Consider the following 19,169-nt stretch of genomic DNA (forward strand, 5'->3'; position numbering starts at 1 on the left):
GACCGGTCTTGGGCGCGACGTGACGCGGCCCGCTATCATCTCTTCATGCGCAGGATGCCGGAACGAGGCCCCAACGCTGATGCAGGGGAGCGGGTGCTGATCCTCTCTGCGGGGGTGGGATCGGGGCACAATAGCGCCGCCGCGGCGGTCAAGGATGCATGCGCCGCGCGCTCCGACATCGATGAAGTCCAGGTGCTGGACGTGCTGCAGGTGAGTAGCGTGCTGTACCGCGACCTGCTGGGAAGGGGGTACTTCGTCCTGGTCGAGAACGTGCCGTGGTTGGTCGAGTGGGGCTACGACATCAGCGATCAGCCGTTCCGGCGCCGCGGCCCGATTGACCCCTGGACACGGGCAAACGCCCATCCTGTTGTCGGTGCGATCAAACGATTCCGACCGACCGCGATCGTCTGCACGCACTTCTTGCCCGCCCAGCTCATGGCGTCACTTCTTCTTCGGGGCGTGATCGACGCGAGGATCGCCGTCGTCACGACGGACTACGATTTCCAGGGCTTGTGGCTGACGAGCGCGTTCCATGCTGTTTTCGTGGCACGGGACGAGGGGAAGGCGCAGCTGACGGCGATGGGCCTGCCTGCCGACCGTGTCGCGGTCACCGGCATCCCGATCGCGGCGCAACCGGAGCAGACGCCCGTGCGCGACAGCGAGGCTCCGCCGATGCTCCTGATCTCCGCTGGCGCGTCCGGCGGCGACTATGCCGTCGCGGTCGTTCGGCAGACGCTGCACATGCGCTCTCCGTTCACGGCCACGGTCGTGTGCGGACGCAATGATGCGTTGCGGCAGCGTATCGAGCAGCTGGTGGCGCCTGCCGGCAACCGCTACCGCGTGCTCGGCTTCACGACGGAGATGCCGCAGTTGCTGCGCCGCGCCGACCTGTTCGTGGGCAAACCGGGCGGGCTGTCGGCGTCGGAGTGCATGGCTGCCGGGCTGCCCATGGTTCTCGTGAACCCCATCCCGGGGCAGGAGGTACGCAACGGCGACTACCTGATGGAGCAGGGGGCGGCCATTCGATGTAACTCGGTCGCGACGATCGGCTGGAAGATCGACGAACTGCTACGGGAGCCAGGTCGCCTCCAGCGGATGCAGGCTGCGGCGCAGCGCATCGGGCGCCCCGACGCAGCCGCGGAGGTGCCGAGCAGACTGCTGAGCGGGCCGTCCCGTCCTCTGGTCGTGACCCGCGCCGCCCAAAAGACGATCCTCTCCGCGAGCGAAAACCGCACGGTCGCGAGCGACCTGACGGGCCCGTCTTCCCTGGTCAGACTGATCGACGGAGCCACTGAGAGCACGGTTGCGCTGATGCGGGCCGAGGAGCTCGACGATCTGCAGAAGCGGTATGCCGACTCCGACGGGAATCTGGTGCTGCGGCTCGACGAGACCCGAGTACCGTTCCGAAGCGAGGCACGCCGGTTGTTCCGCAGCGTGCTGCTCGACGACCACTCGCTTCCGGTCCGCGTGGAAGCGCTCGCAGCAGATCCCCCTGTCCTTGTCGAGGGGGCCCCGACCGGGTGACGAAGGCCGCGCGCAGCCTCGGTCATCCGCTCTCGGCATCCGTGCCGGCGGTCTGGCGCAGCGGACGCGCATGCGCCCAGCTGCTCGGGCTGTGTTGGGCGGCGAGCAGGGCCCACTCACCCGGGCGGGGCGACCAGCGACGCGTCGCCGGATCGCGCTGCAGGGTCGGCCCGGCATCGAGTGTGACCGTCACGACCGCTGGAGTGTGCGGCTGCAGCGTCGTTTTCTGGAAGCCCAACAGCTGAGCCACCGGCAGGTCGAGCGACAGGTCTGCAGCATAGACCTGCACTACGGTCGAGCCCTCTCGATCGCCGGTGTTCGTCACGAGCACGTCCGCGCTGCCGCCCGTGTCATCGAACCTGTGGCTGAGAAGTCGGTGCTCGATCGTCGTGTAGCCGAGGCCGAACCCGAACGGGAACGCGGGCGCATGTCCCTCGCCGTCGAGCCGGCGTTGACCCCACGCGTCGTCGTAGACCACGGACTTCGCCGCGCTGTCGAACGCCGGCAAATGCGCGGCATCCGTCGGCAGCACGAATGGCAGCCGTCCGCCGGGCTCCGCGCTGCCGGTCAGCACGCTGGCGAGCGCGCGCCCACCCTCCATCCCGCCGTACCACGCGACGAGGAGGGCCGGCACGCGGTCTCGCCACGCCTCCGTCAGGATCGCGCTGCCGCCGATGAGCACGACAACGGTTCGAGGGTTGGCGGCGGTGACCGCGCGGATGAGGCGCACATCGGAGGGTCGCAGGTCGAGCGAGCTGCGGTCGCCACCTCGCACGAAACGTGACACCACGTGTGCGAGACCGATGAGCGGCCGACGGAGGAGACCCGATCCGAGCGACCGTCCGAGCACGCCCACGTCGACGCCGCCGGTGACGACCGACTCGCCCTCGTCATGGTGGTCCATGCCGACGACGATGATCGCCGTTTCTGCCGCTGCCGCCACCGCGGCTGCGACGCGTGCGTTCCGACCGGAGTTGGTCGTGATCCGCATCCGGGGAAGCGCCTCGCGCAGCCCCTGCAGTGGCGAGACAGTTGAGGGCGGCCGAACGCGTGACGAGCCATGATCACCGAGGTTCGCCCGTGTCGCCAGCCGGCCGATCACAGCGAGGTGCCGGATGCCGGGATCCAGGGGCAGCAGCCGCGCCGCGCCGACGGTCTCGTTCTTCAGGAGCACGATCGACTCCGCTGCGACCTGGTGGGCGAGCGCTCGGTGCGACGGGGAGGCGATGAGAGCGGCGCTCGGCGTCGCCACCTCACGGGTCGCGGCATGGAGCACGCTGGTGCGCAGGATGCGGTGTGCAGACTGCAGCACAGTCGCGCGGGCCACGTCACCCGTGCGCAGCGCCGCCGGCAGGTCGCGGGCGCGCAGCAGTCGCAGGGGCATCTCCACGTCCATCCCGGCGTGCAGGCTGGCGACCGCGTCGTGAGTGCCGAACACCCAGTCGCTCGTCACGAACCCCGAGAAACCCCATTCGTGCCGCAGTACGTCGGTGAGAAGGGCGCGATTGACGTCCATGTATTCGCCCCGCACCCGGTTGTAGGCACTCATCACGGAGTCGGCACCGGCGTCCACGACCGCTTTGAAATGCGGCAGGTATACCTCGTGCAGCGCGTGCTCGTCGACCCGCACATCCACCTCGAAACGCTCGTTCTCCATCGAGTTGAGCGCGAAGTGCTTTACGCAGGCCATTGCGTGCACCCGTACGCCACGGGTCAGGGCGGATCCCATTCGGCCGGTGAGCACCGGGTCTTCCCCGTAGCATTCCTGCGCCCGGCCCCACGCGGGGTGGCGAAGCAGGTTGACGCAGACGGAGGCGGAGTAGTTCGCTCCTCGTGCCCGGGTCTCCAGGCCGATCGCGAGGCCGACCCGCTCCTCCAGTGCCGGATCCCAGGTCGCGGCCCGCGCAATCGTCACTGGAAAGGCAGTGGAAGCCCCGATCACCACGCCGCGGCCTCCGTCGCTGAACCGGATGCCCGGAACTCCGAGCCGGGGGACCGCGCCCGCCACAAACGGTCGCCGACTCAGCAATATCGGGATGAGCGGCAGCAATCGCCGGGGGGAATCGCCGTCAAGCAGTCCGAGGAGCTCCCCATCGGTCATCCGGTCGATCAGCCGGTCGGCGGCCTCATCTGCGCCGAACTCGCCCGCCCGGACCGCCCGGACTGACTCGCCAAACGTCGTGTCCTCTGCCGTCATCGTATGCTTGGACCGTGGCCGGAGTCCGGCGTCCCATCGCACCTGCGCTCGCGCAGCCCATCGCACCTGCGCTCGCGCAGCCCATCGCACCTGCGCTCGCGCAGCCCACCGTACTGTCGCCGTTCCATGCTTTGATTCTTCACCCTGCGCGCGCGTCTGCGGAAGTGCGGCCTCGAAAGCGCCGCCACCCGGCCCGACGCGGTTCGCGACGGGGGAGGTCGCCACGAGGCGAGGTCCCAAGCGGGAAGCGGGTTTAGAGCTTGGTTGCGCCCACCAGAGCGTGCACGGCTTCTGCGTCGCCGGTGAGCGTGATGCCGTCCGCCGTGTCAAGATCGACTCCACCGATGATGAGGCCTTTCCAAGCCCGGGTTGTGCTGTGCACTTCCGCGTCGGCTCCGTCCAGAAGATCGGTCTTCCTGATGGTTGAGCCGCTGCTCGTCATCGTGGCCAGGTAGGCCGCCGGTCGTCGGCCGGGAACGCGTGAATCCGTCAGCTTCAGCGCAACCGTGCGGTCCACCGAGCCGTCGGGGAGCGGGTGTTCTCGGGTAAATCAAGAGGGCCGGATCATCCGGATCGGGTGACGTTGTGTTCTCGAGCGTTCGATAGGTTCAGCAACGGACATCGGTACCGGACCGAACGTTCCGCGGCCGGCCGTGAAGCCCTCGCCGCAGAGAGGACCATCATGGGTTCGGCGATTGGAGAATTGCTTCCGCTGGCGTTGGGAATCGCGATCAGCCCGATTCCGATCATCGCCGCCATTTTGATGCTGCTCTCGCTGAAAGCACAAGGCACCAGTGTCGGATTTCTGCTCGGCTGGGTTGTCGGCGTCGTGCTGGTCGTCGTCGTCTTCACTGCGCTGTCGAGTGTGATCCCGCAAAGTCCAGCGGGCCAATCGCAACCGATCGTCGGAATCATCAAGCTCGTTCTGGGTCTGGGGCTACTCGTCCTCGCTGTCGGTCAATGGCGCGGAAGACCCAAGGAAGGCGTCAAACCGACCCTGCCCGCATGGATGAGCGCCATCGACTCGATGACCGCTTTTCGGGGATTCGTGATCGGATTCCTTCTTGCCGGACTCAACCCGAAGAACCTACTCATCGGGGCCTCGGCCGGCATCGCGCTGGGGTCGGACTCGCAGTCGATCGGAAGCGATGCGATTGCAACTGTGATCTATGCACTCATCGCAGCCTCGACTGTGGGTATTCCTGTCATCGGCAACCTGTTCGCAGCCCAGCAGATGCGCGTCCCATTGCAGAAACTGCACATCTGGTTGCTGAACAACAACGCGACAGTGATGGCAACCTTGCTTCTCATCATCGGTGTCGTCGTGATCGCAAAAGGCATCAGCAGCTTCTGACGCGGCATGAAACTGCGCGTTGGGGTGGGGTAGCGACCGGAAGCCGCGCAGGCCTCAGCTCATCCTTCGACGGTACAGCGCGATCGCGACGGCGTAGGCCACGACAAGGATTCCGACGAGCCAGGCGAGGGCGACCCAGATGTCACTGCCGACGGGCTGCACCGCGAACAAGGCTCGGACGGTGTTCACGATGGAGGTGACGGGCTGGTATTCGGCGAACCAGGCGACCGGGCCGGGCATCGAGCTGGTCGGCACGAAGGCCGAGCTGATGAACGGCAGGAAGATCAGCGGGTAACTGAACGCGCTCGCCCCGTCGACCGTCTTCGCCGAGAGTCCGGCGATCACGGCGAGCCAGGTCAGCGCGAAGGTGAACAAGATCAGTATTCCGGCAATGGCGAGCCAGGCGGCGACGGATGCTCCAGTGCGAAACCCTAAGATCAGGGCGACGCCGATGACGACCGCGACGGAGACCAGGTTGGCGGCCAGCGAGGTGAGCACGTGTGCCCAGAGCGCGCTCGACCTCGCGATCGGCATGGACTGGAAGCGTTCGAAGATCCCGCCCTGCAGGTCGAGGAACAGTCGGTACGCGGTGTATGCGATGCCCGACGCGATCGTGATGAGCAGAATGCCGGGGAGTAGGTAGTTGACGTACGACTGCCGCGATCCCGTGTGGATCGCGCCACCGAGCACGTACACGAACAACAGCATGAGCGCGATGGGGGTGACCACGGTGGTGATGATCGTGTCGGGGCTTCGCAGGATATGACGCAGTGAGCGGCCGGTCAGCACGGTGGTGTCGCCGAGCACGTGGGTGGTCATTGGATTTCCTTTTGTGTCTGGACGTCGCTCTCGGTGCCGTCGTCGGTGATGGCGCCGGGCCCTCCCGTGTCAGTCTCGCCAGTGTCACCGACGAGGGCGAGGAAGACGTCCTCGAGGGAGGGCTGCTTCTCGACGTATTCAACCGGGGCAGCGGGGAGAAGCTTCTTGAGCTCGGCGAGGGTTCCGTTCTGGATGATCGTGCCCCTGTGCAGAATCGCGATGCGGTCTGCGAGCTGTTCCGCCTCGTCGAGATACTGCGTGGTGAGCAGCACGGTCGTGCCCTGACTGGCGAGCTTCTTGACGGTCTGCCAGACCTCGATGCGCGCCTGGGGATCGAGTCCGTTGGTCGGTTCGTCCAGGAAGATGATCGGGGGATTTCCGATCAGGCTCATCGCGATGTCGAGCCTGCGTCGCATACCGCCCGAGTATGTTGCAGCCTTGCGGTCGCCGGCGTCGGCGAGGGAGAACCGGGCGAGCAGCTCTTCGGCAATCGCACCCGGGCCCTTGAGATGACGCAATTTGGCGATCAGCACGAGGTTCTCTCGTCCAGAAAGCACCTCATCAACAGCGGCGAATTGGCCGGTGAGGCTGATCGATTCGCGTACGTCACTGGCACGCGCGCCCACGTCGAAGCCGTGGACGGTGGCGGTGCCCGCGTCGGCTTTCAACAGTGTCGACAGGATCCGTACCAGCGTGGTCTTGCCCGCACCGTTCGAGCCGAGCAGCGCGAAAATGCTCCCCGCCTCGACGTCGAAGTCGACGCCCCGCAGCACCTCCACGTCCTTGAACGACTTTTCGATGCCCGTCACCCGGATTGCGGGTTTCCTGGTCATGTCCGTTCTTCTCGCTCAGCGTCCCCGATCGCTTTGTTCAGGCGCGCGCGCTCCGGGTCGATCCACTTCTTGCCGGCATAGGCCTGAACGAACGTCTCGGCGAAATCGACCGGGTCGTCGCCGACGATCTCGCGCACGGGAGTCCCGTCAACCGCGGCGCGCTCCCACAGGTCGGCCAGATCGCCGAACATCGTGATGAGGGTGTCGCCGTCGGTCATGCCCCCGTAGTACATGAAGTACCGGTGCATCGCCTTCGCGGCAGTTCCGTACGGCTCGGGGAGAGCGTCGATGCGGGCCTTGTGCTGTTTATACTGCTTCTTCTGCTCGAGCGATCCAGTGAGAGCCTCGAGCCACTTTGCTGCCATGGTTACTGTCCTTCTTCCTGAGGGGATTCGGCGTGAGGTCGGAGCCGTTCAATGTGTTCCGCAAGGAAGCCCCAGGTTCTCCAAAACTCATCGAGGTAGTCGACGCCGCGTGCGTTCACGGAGTAGACCTTGCGTGGCGGCCCCTTCTCGGAGGGGACCTTCGCCACGTCCACAAAGCCGCGCTGCTCGATCCTGACCAGCAACGCGTAGACCGTGCCCTCGACGATGTCGGCGAAGCCTTGCTCGCGCAGCTGGGCCGTGATTTCGTACCCGTAGGCCGGCTGCCCGGCCAGGATGGTGAGCACGATGCCTTCGAGCGTTCCTTTGAGCATCTCGGTCATCTGCTGCTTGCCCATGGACTGCATTCCTTTAGCTATCTAGTGACACCGACTACCACTAGATAGTAACGCCGACTACCAGTAGGGAGCAAGACTGAATAGTGACATTCGGTTGGGCGGATGCTCCGCAGCCGAACCCAGAGGATCAGTCGCTCTCGCGCCGGGCAACGAGGTAGAGAGGGAACGCGGCCACGAAAAGCACGAGACAGAGCGCGGCCCAGGTGCTCGAGCGATCGACCGTCCATCCGAAGAACGTGGCAACCACTGGCCGGTCGTCATGTTCGTGGGACCGGGCATCGCATAGTACCCACGCGGCGAATCCGCCGATGATGCCCACCACCACGATCGGCAAGAATATCGAAAGCAACGAGGCATCCACGATGCAATTATCCCATGGCGGCCCGAATCAAGACGATGCGGCGCTGGTGCTCGTCACGGCCGCCGGAGGAGGGCGACTACCGTGTCGTGCAGCTTTGCGAAGCGGCTTCGCTCGACGTCATCAAAGGACTCGTCGGCGATCGAGGCTCGCAGCCTTTCGAGCTGATGGGCGATGACCGGGTAGTGCTCGCGCGGGCTGTTCCAGGCGAGATCTTCACACAGTCGGAACAGGCTGTTGACGACTGCCGGATCCGACGCCCCGTACCGCCGAGGCTGGGTGATCGACGCGTCGAGGTGGCCCTCGAAGCTCGGCCGGTTCAGGATGACGCGGGGCACATTCCCCGCGCCGGTGAGCGTGACGGGGCCTAGCTGATACCTGGTCAGTTCAACAAGCAGGCTTGAAATGTGGCCCAGGGCGTGCACCGCCGTCGTGGGATCGTTGATCCCCGGTGACAGCGCTTTATTGACGACGTCAGTGAGTTGTCGCAGGCCGTGGCCGACATCCTGAGCGGCGGTGCGCTCAGGCCCCGTGTGAACTGCTTCGCCCACACCCGCCCGCACCCTCGTGATGACGTCGGGTTCGGTCAGGCACCCACCGCCCGGCTGCCAGAACGTAGCGAGCGGAGTTCCGGTCACGAGGAAATCACCCGGTTCACGGTCTATGCGGATGACTGCGTCGACGTCATCCGCAAGATCGACGAGCTGGCGCTGGTCGACACGGAGCAGAAACCCGGATTCGGTCGCAAAGACCCGAGTGGACTGCGCCGGAGTCGGGGGAGGGGCGACGCTGTCGTCACTACGTCGAATGAGGTTCGCAGCGATCGTGCGACTCGCGTCCAGATGAACGTTGTGCAGCATTGTCTCGACGCGGATTTGTCGGGTCAGATGCGCGAGGAAGAGCACCAGGACGATGACGCTGGCCAGGGCGAGAAGAAAAGAGACCGTGACTGCGATTCGGGGAACAAACGCCGCGGTGCCGCCATCAACGCTCGAGCGCACGGACCGGAGCACCGTGAGCGAATAGGTGAACGTCGCGAGAAACAGCGCCAATGTGGCTTGGACAAAGAGATCCTGCGTGAAGGTGCGCAGCAAACGCGGGGAGAACTGGCTGCTTGCCAGTTGCAGTGTCACGACGGTGAGCGAAAAGGTGAGAGCGGTCACGGTGATGAGTGAACTCGCGACCGCGTCCAGAACGGTCCGTGATGCATCCGGGTCTCCCGAAAACACCACCGCATCAAGCCAACCGGGCAGGTTTCCATCGACGCCGGCGTCAAGGTGCGGCAGGAATAGTCCGGCGACGACGGCCAGCACCACGCCGGTGACAGGGATCGGCCACAGCTGCGCCCGAAAGGCATCACGTGCGACACTGTGGGTTAACACGTCACGAGCCCCCAAACAGTTCGACAGCGATGGTTGAGAAAGTCTTACCCTAACAAACCCGTCCTTGGGAGGGGGAGATACCGTCGTCGCGGGGCTGCTTCGGGCTGGCATCGGCGGCATCTCGGCTGCAGGCCCCTGTAAACTTCAGGGCACTGAAGCGCGACGACAGGGTGAACAATGAGCAGAGACGACGGCCTTTCAGCCGCCTCCGGCGGGGCAACGGTGGTCGTGTTCCGGGACGATTTGCGTGTGGCCGACAATCCCGCGTTGACGATGGCCGTGGATCGGGGTGCACCGGTCATTGCGTTATACGTTCGTGACGAGGTGAGCCCGGGCATCCGGCCGTTGGGAGCAGCATCGAAGTGGTGGCTCCACCAGAGCCTTGCGTCGCTGCAGCTCTCCGTGGCCGAACTGGGGATTCCGTTTGTGTTGCGGAGCGGGCCGGCGCTGCGCGTCGTTCCCGAGGTGGTGGCGGAGACTGGAGCCACGGCTGTGTTGTGGAACAGACGCTACGGTGCCGGTGAAATTGCGGTCGACACGCAGTTGAAGGCGCACCTGAGAGAAGACGGGATTCAGGCCGAGAGTTTTCAGGCTTCGCTGCTGTTTGAACCGTGGACGATCGCCACCGGAGCCGGCACCCCGTATTCGGTGTTCACCCCGTTCTGGCGGGCCTGCCGCGGCGGTCCCGAGCCGCGCCATCCGCTGCCGGTGCCCGGTCGCGCGGCTGGCCCGCCCACGGTGGTCGCCACGGAGTTACTGGCGGACTGGGCGTTACAGCCGACTCGGCCCGACTGGGCGCAGGGACTCCGTGATACGTGGACTCCGGGGGAGGATGCCGCGTGGGCGCGTCTGCACAGCTTCATCAGCGACGACCTTGACGAGTATGCGCAGGGACGCGACGTTCCCGGCCGACAGGTCACGTCGCGCCTGTCACCGCATCTGCGGTGGGGAGAGCTGAGCGCCCATCAGATCTGGCACGAGGTCGGTCGAGTTCGCGCGGGGCTCTCTGCGCTTGCCGCAGAGGGGGCAACCCGATTCCTCACCGAAGTTGGCTGGCGGGAGTTCTCCTGGCATGTGCTCTTTCACTTTCCCGACCTCGCCGAGCGCAACTGGCGTGCTGACTACGACAAATTTCCGTGGCCCGCGCTTGACCGGAATGCCCTCGAGGCTTGGCAGCAGGGCCGAACCGGAGTCCCCCTCGTCGATGCCGGAATGCGTGAACTCTGGCACACCGGAACAATGCACAACCGCGTTCGGATGGTGGTGGCATCTTTTCTCACGAAAAACCTCCTGATTGACTGGCGCGAGGGTGAGCGCTGGTTTTGGGACACCTTGGTCGACGCGGATGCCGCCGCCAACCCCTTCAACTGGCAATGGGTGGCCGGATCGGGCGCTGACGCGGCACCCTACTTTCGCGTGTTCAACCCAGAGTTGCAGGCGAAGAAGTTCGACCCGCACGGGGTTTACATTCGCCGGCATCTGCCGGACTGGGACACGCCGGACTACCCCGACGCCGTCGTCGACCTCGCCGCGTCGAGGCGGGCTGCGCTCTCGGCCTACCAGAGTCTCCGGGAGCAGTCCACGAACACGCCGGCATCCTGAAAGCAGTGCTGATCAAGCGGCGACCGGTGGTCGTGCGTGCCGAGGACTGTCGCACCGCGGGTTGACTGTTTTCGTTGACCCGGCAGTTTATTGGACGTATGTTCATGGTGTTCCTCCACCCCTGTCGGCGGTTGAAGTTCAGTGAGCGAGGGCGTACATGCGGGCGAAACAGAGACGCACGCTCTCGGTCGGACTTTCCGCAGACGTTGACGGATGCCTTTTTGATCTGGATGGGGTGTTGACCCGCACCGCAACGGTGCACGCGGCCGCGTGGAAAGACACATTCGATCGGTTCTTGCAGGAGTATTCGAATCGTACGAACACCCCGTTTGTGCCCTTCGATGCGCACGCCGACTACGACCAGTACGTGGACGGTGAGCCCCGTGAAGATGGGATCCGGTCGTTTCTGGCGTCACGCGGAATCGTCCTTTCTGAACGGAGCCCGCGGGGAGAGGGGGCGGATGCTGGCGCTAGCGCAGAGACGAGCGCAGAGACGGTGCAGGGATTGGGAGCGCGAAAGAACGAACGTGTCCTGCAACTTCTGACCGAGAACGGCGTGCAGGTCTATGCCGGGTCGGTTCAATATCTGCAGGCGATCGGCAGGGTCGGCATCCGGTGTGCAGTGGTGTCGTCGAGCACCAATTGCCACAGGGTGTTGAAGGCGGCCGGTATCGAGGGCCTGTTTCAGGTTCGGGTGGACGGGATGACCGCGCTGCGGGAGCATTTGGCTGGCAAGCCCGCACCGGACATGTACCTGTTCGCCGCCCGCGCACTCGGACTCGCACCGGCGCGCTGTGTCGTCTTCGAGGACGCCCTTTCGGGGGTCGAGGCCGGACGAGCGGGCGGTTTCGGTCAGGTCATCGGGGTGGATCGGGTGGGGCAGGCGGATGCGTTGCGGGCGCATGGGGCGACGATTGTTGTGTCTGATCTCACCGAGCTGTTGATGCGCGAGTGATCCAGCATCCGGATTTCACGGCCGAGCCCTGGTGCCTGCGCGCGGGGGCCCTGGATGTGAACGTGCTGGCCCAACTCGAGTCGGTTTTCGCCCTGTCGAACGGGTATCTTGGCTGGCGCGGCAACCTGGATGAGGGGGAACCGCACGGCCTCCCGGGCTCGTACCTGAGCGGGGTCTTCGAGTTGCATCCGCTTCCCTACGCCGAAGCCGGTTTCGGGTATCCCGAGTCCGGCCAAAGCCTGATCAATGTGACCAACGGGAAGTTGATCCGTTTGCTGGTCGATGACGAACCATTCGATATCCGCACCGGTGTGCTGCGCTCGCACGAGCTGTGTCTTGACTTTCAGAGCGGTCTGCTCAGCCGGAGGGTGGAGTGGGTGTCCCCGGCCGGCCGTGCTCTGAAACTCACCTCCCGTCGGATCATCTCATTCACCCAACGTTCGGTCGCGGCGGTCGAGTATGAAGTCGAGGTGCTGGATGCGCCAGCTCGGGTGGTGTTGCAGTCGGAGTTGATCGCGAACGAACCGATTCCCGCGGAGGAGACGGATCCTCGCGGTGCCCGGCACTTGACCGACGTTCTCGTCGGCGTCCTGAATCGAGCCGAGGGGCTTCGGGTCAGCCTGGCACATCTCACGCGGCGCAGTCGGCTGACGATCGCCGCCACAATGGATCATCTCGTGGAAGGCCCGCCGGGCAGCGAATCCCGGGCGGAGTCTTCACCGGATTTGGGCCGCGTGAGCGTATCGGCTGTTCTGCAGCCGGGGCAGAAACTTCGCCTGGTCAAGATGGTGGCATTCGCCTGGTCTGATTCTCGATCACTGCCGGCAGTTCAGGGGCACGCGGATGCCGCGCTCACCGGAGCAATGGCCACGGGCTGGGACGAGCTTGTCGCCGAACAGCGCCGATACCTCGACGAATTCTGGGCGCGCTGCGACATCCAAATCGATGGGGATGTGCGCCTGCAGCAGGCGGCTCGATTTGCCCTCTTCCACACCATGCAGGCGGGCGCACGGGTCGAAGGTGTGGCCATCCCGGCGAAGGGACTGACCGGGCCGGGATATGACGGGCACGCATTCTGGGACATGGAGAGTTATGTCCTGGCAGCCCTGACCTACTTGATTCCCGCCGCCGCCGCGAACACGTTGCGGTGGCGGCATGACACCCTGCCTGCGGCACTCACCCGCGCAAGACAGCTGGGTCTGGCCGGGGCGACGTTCCCTTGGCGCACTATCCATGGTGAGGAATGCTCCGGGTATTGGCCGGCGGGAGTCGCCGCCTTCCACATCAACGCGGACATCGCCGACGCCGTGCTGCGCTATGTGAACGCCACCGGAGACCGGCCGTTCGAACGATCGATCGGGCTGGATCTGCTGGTGCATACTGCTCGTTTGTGGGCGTCGCTCGGGTATTTCAGCGGGGACGGGAGCTTTCGCATCGACGGAGTGACCGGCCCCGACGAGTACAGCGCCGTCGCCGACAACAACGTCTATACCAACCTGATGGCACAGCGGAACTTGACCGCGGCCGCGGACATCATCGCCCGATATCCGGAGCGTGCCGCGGATCTGCAAATCGGTGCCGACGAGACGGCGACGTGGCGCCGAGCGGCTGTACGGATGTTCATCCCCTTCGACCGCGCGCTCGGAGTGCACCCGCAGTCTGAGGGCTTCACCCGACACGAAAAATGGGACTTCGAGAACACCGGCGCCGACGAATACCCGCTGCTGCTGCACTTTCCCTACTTCGATCTGTACCGCAAGCAAGTGGTCAAACAAGCTGACCTGGTGCTGGCCATGCATCTGCGATCTGACGCCTTCACCGCCGAACAGAAAGCCCAAAACTTCGCCTACTATGAGGCGTTGACCGTGCGCGACTCGTCGCTGTCGTCCAGCGTGCAAGCGGTGATTGCCGCTGAGGTTGGCCAGTTCGATCTCGCGCACGACTACCTCACTGAATCCGCATTCCTGGATTTGAATGACACCGAACACAACACCCGCGACGGATTGCATATCGCATCTCTGGCTGGCATCTGGAGTGTTCTCGTCGCCGGGTATGGCGGAATGCGGCACGACGAAAGTGGTTTGGCCTTCGCGCCCCGATTACCGCACGGCGTGTCCCGGATGAGTTTCGGTGTGCACCTGGCTGGCGGCACGCTCCGGGTTGAGGTGACGCGCACCCAGGCAACGTATCACCGCACGAGCGGACCGTCGCTGCAGCTTCGCCACTATGACACCCTGCTGTCGGTATCCGCGCACGCGCCGCAGAGCCGGCCGATTCGTGTGGCCACCGCAGCCGGCATGAGGCCGGTTCAGCCGGCCCATCGTTCTCCCGCGCACGACACCGGAGGATTCCGTCCGGCTCCGGGCCGATAGCGCAAGCTTGCCGATCGTGGTTGACACGACACGATTCGCGTACGTACCGTGGGGTGTTGCTCCGGTCCTGGCAGCGCATTCTATTCGCGCCAACAAAGGAATTTGTTATGACTGATTCCACCCTCACTCCCGCGAGCACGAAGCCGTTATCGGCCCAGCAGCTTCATCTGATGGACGCGTATTGGCGGGCCGCAAATTATCTGTCGGTGGGTCAGATCTATCTGTACGACAACCCGTTGTTGCGCAAACCGTTGACGCTCGCAGATGTGAAGCCGTTGGTGGTGGGGCATTGGGGGACGACGCCCGGGCAGAACTTCATCTACGTGCATCTCAACCGGGCAATCACGACCTACGACCTCGATATGTTCTACGTGGCCGGGCCGGGGCACGGTGGCCCCGCACTCGTCGGGAATACCTATCTGGAGGGTAGTTACAGCGAGATCTACCCTGATGTCAGCCAGGATGAGGCCGGGATGAAGCGGCTTTTCACCCAGTTCTCGTTCCCCGGGGGGATTTCCAGCCATGTCGCACCGACCACCCCCGGGTCGATTCACGAGGGCGGCGAACTGGGGTACTCGCTCAGTCATGCGTTCGGGGCGGTCTTCGACAACCCGGATCTGATCGTGGCGTGCGTGATCGGAGACGGTGAAGCCGAGACGGGACCGCTTGCGACGTCGTGGCAGTCGAACAAGTTCTTGGATCCGGTAAGCGATGGGGCGGTGCTGCCGATCCTTCACCTGAACGGCTACAAGATCAGCAACCCCACGATCTTGGCTCGCATCGAACATGAGGAGCTGGAGCAATTCCTGCGAGGCTGCGGCTGGGATCCGCTCTTCGTCGAAGGCGACGTTCCAGAAGCGATGCACCAGCTGATGGCCGCAGCTGTCGATGCTGCGATTGAGAAGATTCGCCATGCCCAATCGGACGCACGCGCAGGGGGCACCGCGACCCGGCCCCGCTGGCCGGTAATCGTGTTGCGATCCCCGAAAGGGTGGACCGGGCCGAAGGTCGTCGACGGGCTGCAGGTGGAGGGCACATTCCGCTCCCACCAAGTGCCGTTGCTCGTGAATTCGGATCATCCGGAGCACGTGGCGCACTTGGAGACCTGGATGAGAAGCTACCGGCCCGAGGAACTCTTTGATGACACCGGTCGGCTGGTTCCCGAGTTAGCCGCGCTGGCGCCGCGAGGCCAGCGGCGGATGGGAGCCAATCCGCATACCAACGGGGGTGTTTTGCTGCAGGACCTGAGGATGCCGGACTTTCAGCATCACGCCGTCGAGGTGGTCTCGCCGGGCGCGGCCCAGGCGTCGGACATGACGGTGCTCGGGCAGTTCCTGCGCGACATCATCGCCGTGAACCATGAGAGCCGCAATTTTCGGATCTTTGGCCCCGACGAGACCCTCTCCAACATGCTGGGCGCGGTGTTCGAGGTGACCGATCGCCAATGGGACGCTCGCACGGCCCCGAATGATGAATCCTTGGCACCGTCGGGGCGGGTGTTGGACTCGATGCTCAGCGAACATCAGTCCGAGGGCTGGCTGGAGGGCTATCTGCTGACCGGCCGGCACGGCCTGTTCAACTGCTATGAGGCATTCATTCACATCGTCGACTCCATGTTCAACCAGCACGCGAAATGGTTGAAGGTCACCTCGCAACTGCCCTGGCGGCGCAAGATTTCCTCGTTGAACTATGTGTTGTCTTCCCATGTCTGGCAGCAGGACCACAACGGGTTCACCCACCAGGATCCCGGATTTTTAGATCATGTGGTGAACAAGAAGGCCGACATCGTGCGGGTGTATCTGCCGCCGGACGCGAACTGCTTGCTGTCGGTGGCTGATCACTGCCTGCGCAGCCGAAACTACGTGAATGTGATCGTGGCCGGCAAGCATCCGATGCCGCAATGGTTGAGCATTGACCAGGCGGTCGTGCACTGCACCGAAGGAATCGGAATCTGGGAATGGGCCAGCAGCGATCAAGGAACTGAACCAGACGTGGTGCTGGCCTGCTGCGGCGACACGCCCACCCTCGAGGCGCTGGCCGCGGTCTCAATCCTGCGGGAGCACCTGCCGGAGGTAAAGGTGCGGGTGATCAATGTGGTGGATCTGATGAAACTGCAGCCGGCCGCCGAGCACCCGCACGGGCTGAGCGACATCGACTTCGACTCCCTGTTTACCGCCGACAAACCGATCGTGTTCGCCTTCCATGGGTACCCCTGGCTCGTACACCGGCTCACCTATCGTCGAACAAACCGCAACATCCACGTGCGCGGCTACGACGAGGAGGGCACGATCACCACCCCGTTCGACATGCGGGTGCAGAACCGTCTGGACCGATTCCATCTGGTGCAGGATGTCGTCGACCGGGTCCCTGGATTAGGCGCCCGGGGGAGCTATCTGAAGCAGATGGTCGCCGACAAATTGATCGAGCACAACGTGTATATCAACACGCACGGTCAGGACCTGCCCGAAATCCTCAACTGGCGATGGGGGACACCGTGATCCAACAGCGCAATGTCTAGCCCACAGAGCGACGATGACGGCGATAAAAAACTCCCTCTCGCCGAGCTTGAGAAGAAGCTGGGCTCCTCGCCGAACGGAATCACCCAGGCCGACGCGACTGCGGCTCTGGCACGGTATGGTCCGAACGAGATCGCAGAAAAGAAAGCAAACGCGATCCTGAAGTTCTTGGGCTACTTCTGGGGCCCGATTCCGTGGATGATCGAGGCGGCGGTGATCCTGTCGGCGGTGGTGGGGCATTGGCCGGACTTCTTCATCATTCTGGTTTTGTTGCTGGCCAACGCCGTGGTGGGGTTCACTGAGGAGCGTCAGGCGGGCAACGCTGTGGCCGCGCTGAAGGCCCAGCTTGCGATCACGGCCACGGTCAAACGTGACGGAACCTGGGCTGAACATCCCGCACGTGACTTGGTGCCCGGAGACGTGATCCGGGTTCGGCTCGGAGATATCGTTCCGGCGGACGTACGCCTGCTCGCCGGGGACCCGGTGGAAGTCGACCAGTCGGCGTTAACCGGTGAATCGCTGCCGGTGACTCTGAAAGCCGGTGACGCCGCCTATTCGGGGTCGATCATGCGTCAGGGCGAGACCGACGGCCTGGTCTATGCCACCGGGGCGGGTACGTATTTCGGGGCGACCGCACGTCTCGTGCAGGAAGCCCGTAGTGTCAGCCATTTCCAGCGTGCCGTGTTGAAGATTGGCAACTTTCTGATCATCCTCGCGGTCGTGATGGTCGCGTTGATCGTCGCCGTTGCCACCTTCCGAGGGGATCCGATCCTCACGACGATTCAATTTGCGTTGGTCCTTTTGGTGGCTGCCATCCCGGTGGCGATGCCGACCGTTCTGTCGGTGACGATGGCGGTCGGGGCGCGCCTGTTGGCGAAGAAGCAAGCGATCGTGACTCGACTGTCGGCGATCGAGGAACTCGCTGGGGTGGACATCCTCTGCTCAGACAAGACCGGAACTCTCACGCAGAACAAGCTGACGCTCGGTGACCCCTATGCCGTGAGCGGGGTGGATGCCAGCCGAGTTGTTCTCGACGCGGCGTTGGCCTCGCGGGCCGAAGACAAAGACACCATCGACCTTGCGGTGCTCGGCGGTGTCAGCGTGGAGCAGAACCTGAGCGACTACCAGGTCACGGATTTTCAACCATTCGACCCGGTTCACAAACGAACCGAAGCGAGAGTCACTCCCACGCACGGCGCAGCGTTCCGGGTAGCCAAGGGCGCCCCGCAAGTGATCCAGGCCATGTGTACGGATGCGGCAACGCTCAAACCGTCCATCGACAAGGCGGTCGGCGAGTTCGCCGCACGGGGCTTCCGCTCCCTCGGCGTCGCCCGGGCTGACGAGGACGGCGAGTGGAAGTTCCAAGGCGTGCTGCCGCTTTTCGACCCGCCCCGTGAGGATGCGCAAGCGACGATCGCCGAGGCCGGCCGGATGGGCGTTGCGGTGAAAATGGTGACCGGGGACCAGCTAGCGATCGCGAAGGAAACCGCGAAGAAGCTCGGCATGGGCACCAACATCCTCGACGCGGCCGACCTCGGTGACTCCCACACGACAGAGTCAACCGAGACGATCGGCTCGATTGAGACGGCAGACGGCTTCGCGCAAGTGTTCCCCGAACACAAGTTCCACATCGTCGACGTTCTGCAAAAGAGCGGTCATATCGTGGGTATGACAGGGGACGGCGTCAACGACGCGCCCGCGCTGAAGGAAGCCGACTGCGGCATTGCGGTGTCCGGTGCCACCGATGCCGCACGCGCGGCGGCCGCGATCGTGCTCATGACGCCGGGACTATCGGTGATCATTGATGCGATCAAAGAGAGCCGCAGGATCTTCCAGCGGATGAACAGCTACGCCATCTACCGCATCGCGGAAACGTTGCGGGTGTTGTTGTTCATGACCGCGGCGATCCTGATCTTCAACTTCTACCCCTTGACCGCGATCATGATCGTGATCCTGGCGTTGATGAACGACGCGGCGATCCTCTCGATCGCGTATGACAACGTGCGCTACAAAAAGAGCCCGGAGAAATGGAACATGCGCCTGGTGCTGAGCATCTCTACCGTGCTCGGGATCATGGGGCCGATTGCGGCGTTCGGCTTGTTCTACCTCGGCGAGGAGGTCTTTCACCTCGGGCGCCCGCAGTTGCAGACGATGATGTACCTGATGCTCTCCGTCGCCGGGCATTTGACGATCTTCCTGACCCGCACCCGGGGGCCATTCTGGTCCCAGCGCCCGGCCCGCATCCTCGTGATCGCGGTCTTCGGTACCCAAGCGATCGCCACCTGCTTCGCCCTGTTCGGGATCCTCATGACCCCGCTCCCCGGGGGATGGGTCGCGTTCGTCTGGGGGTACGCGGTGGTCTGGGCCCTCATCAACGACCGTGTCAAGCTGGTCGCCTACCGCATCTTCGACCCCCCGCGAAAGCACGCCGCCGATGCCCGAGCCGCACTGTAGGCGACGACGCCGGGGGGTTAGCCCGCCGTCGAGCCCCCGCAGCTCATGGTCGGGAAAGGGAGCCAATCGGAGACCTGGAGCC

Annotated in this window: 15 protein-coding genes; 7 read left to right on the forward strand and 8 right to left on the reverse strand. The window is 64.3% G+C overall.

What is annotated here, in order from left to right; genetic code table 11:
• Positions 1 to 45: 45 nt before the first annotated feature.
• Positions 46 to 1,524, forward strand: a complete 1,479-nt coding sequence (locus tag HNR05_RS01965) for an MGDG synthase family glycosyltransferase (RefSeq protein WP_179577491.1) — start codon at positions 46 to 48, stop codon at positions 1,522 to 1,524.
• Positions 1,525 to 1,546: 22 nt separating this feature from the next.
• Here the strand turns inward: HNR05_RS01965 and HNR05_RS01970 are convergent, their stop codons facing one another.
• Both HNR05_RS01970 and HNR05_RS01975 read right to left on the reverse strand, forming a co-directional pair.
• A complete protein-coding gene (locus HNR05_RS01970; RefSeq protein ID WP_179577492.1) occupies positions 1,547 to 3,721 on the reverse strand; it encodes a beta-glucosidase in 2,175 nt (724 codons plus the stop codon).
• A gap of 253 nt (positions 3,722 to 3,974) precedes the next feature.
• Positions 3,975 to 4,238, reverse strand: coding sequence for a hypothetical protein (locus HNR05_RS01975; protein WP_179577493.1), 264 nt, complete (start codon positions 4,236 to 4,238; stop codon positions 3,975 to 3,977).
• Between the two features lie 165 nt (positions 4,239 to 4,403).
• Between HNR05_RS01975 and HNR05_RS01980 the strand changes: the two genes are divergently transcribed.
• Entirely contained in the window at positions 4,404 to 5,075 is a 672-nt protein-coding gene (locus HNR05_RS01980; RefSeq protein ID WP_179577494.1) for a GAP family protein, read from the forward strand.
• A 54-nt stretch (positions 5,076 to 5,129) separates the two neighbouring features.
• Here HNR05_RS01980 and HNR05_RS01985 read toward each other — a convergent pair whose 3' ends face one another.
• The 6 genes from HNR05_RS01985 to HNR05_RS02010 form a co-directional block, all read right to left on the reverse strand.
• Complete coding sequence (locus HNR05_RS01985) at positions 5,130 to 5,894, reverse strand: ABC transporter permease (RefSeq protein WP_179577495.1); 765 nt, start codon at positions 5,892 to 5,894, stop codon at positions 5,130 to 5,132.
• Positions 5,891 to 6,727 carry an ABC transporter ATP-binding protein gene (locus HNR05_RS01990; RefSeq protein ID WP_179577496.1) on the reverse strand — a complete coding sequence of 279 codons (837 nt, stop codon included), beginning with the start codon at positions 6,725 to 6,727 and terminating at the stop codon, positions 5,891 to 5,893. The genes HNR05_RS01985 and HNR05_RS01990 overlap by 4 nt, the downstream gene beginning before the upstream one ends.
• Entirely contained in the window at positions 6,724 to 7,092 is a 369-nt protein-coding gene (locus tag HNR05_RS01995) for a DUF1048 domain-containing protein (protein ID WP_179577497.1), read from the reverse strand. Before HNR05_RS01995 ends, HNR05_RS01990 begins: the two co-directional genes overlap by 4 nt.
• 2 nt (positions 7,093 to 7,094) lie before the next feature.
• The gene (locus HNR05_RS02000; protein WP_179577498.1) at positions 7,095 to 7,448 is read right to left on the reverse strand and encodes a PadR family transcriptional regulator; all 354 of its coding nucleotides are present in this window, start codon (positions 7,446 to 7,448) and stop codon (positions 7,095 to 7,097) included.
• 127 nt (positions 7,449 to 7,575) lie between these two features.
• Positions 7,576 to 7,809, reverse strand: a complete 234-nt coding sequence (locus tag HNR05_RS02005) for a hypothetical protein (protein ID WP_179577499.1) — start codon at positions 7,807 to 7,809, stop codon at positions 7,576 to 7,578.
• 53 nt (positions 7,810 to 7,862) lie between these two features.
• Positions 7,863 to 9,188: a DUF2254 family protein gene (locus HNR05_RS02010; protein ID WP_218868786.1), complete on the reverse strand. Its 1,326-nt coding sequence runs from the start codon at positions 9,186 to 9,188 to the stop codon at positions 7,863 to 7,865.
• Between the two features lie 177 nt (positions 9,189 to 9,365).
• Between HNR05_RS02010 and HNR05_RS02015 the strand changes: the two genes are divergently transcribed.
• The 5 genes from HNR05_RS02015 (at position 9,366) to HNR05_RS02035 (ending at position 19,087) form a co-directional block, all read left to right on the forward strand.
• Positions 9,366 to 10,790 (forward strand): cryptochrome/photolyase family protein, encoded by a 1,425-nt coding sequence (locus HNR05_RS02015; protein WP_179577501.1) that lies wholly within the window; start codon positions 9,366 to 9,368, stop codon positions 10,788 to 10,790.
• A gap of 157 nt (positions 10,791 to 10,947) precedes the next feature.
• Entirely contained in the window at positions 10,948 to 11,745 is a 798-nt protein-coding gene (locus HNR05_RS02020) for an HAD family hydrolase (RefSeq protein WP_179577502.1), read from the forward strand.
• Positions 11,742 to 14,117, forward strand: a complete 2,376-nt coding sequence (locus tag HNR05_RS02025) for a glycoside hydrolase family 65 protein (protein WP_179577503.1) — start codon at positions 11,742 to 11,744, stop codon at positions 14,115 to 14,117. The genes HNR05_RS02020 and HNR05_RS02025 overlap by 4 nt, the downstream gene beginning before the upstream one ends.
• A gap of 107 nt (positions 14,118 to 14,224) precedes the next feature.
• The gene (locus HNR05_RS02030) at positions 14,225 to 16,615 is read left to right on the forward strand and encodes a phosphoketolase family protein (RefSeq protein ID WP_179577504.1); all 2,391 of its coding nucleotides are present in this window, start codon (positions 14,225 to 14,227) and stop codon (positions 16,613 to 16,615) included.
• 12 nt (positions 16,616 to 16,627) lie between these two features.
• Entirely contained in the window at positions 16,628 to 19,087 is a 2,460-nt protein-coding gene (locus tag HNR05_RS02035) for a plasma-membrane proton-efflux P-type ATPase (RefSeq protein WP_179577505.1), read from the forward strand.
• Positions 19,088 to 19,169 lie beyond the last annotated feature (82 nt).

Source organism: Leifsonia psychrotolerans (assembly GCF_013410665.1).
GTDB lineage: Bacteria > Actinomycetota > Actinomycetes > Actinomycetales > Microbacteriaceae > Cryobacterium > Cryobacterium psychrotolerans_A.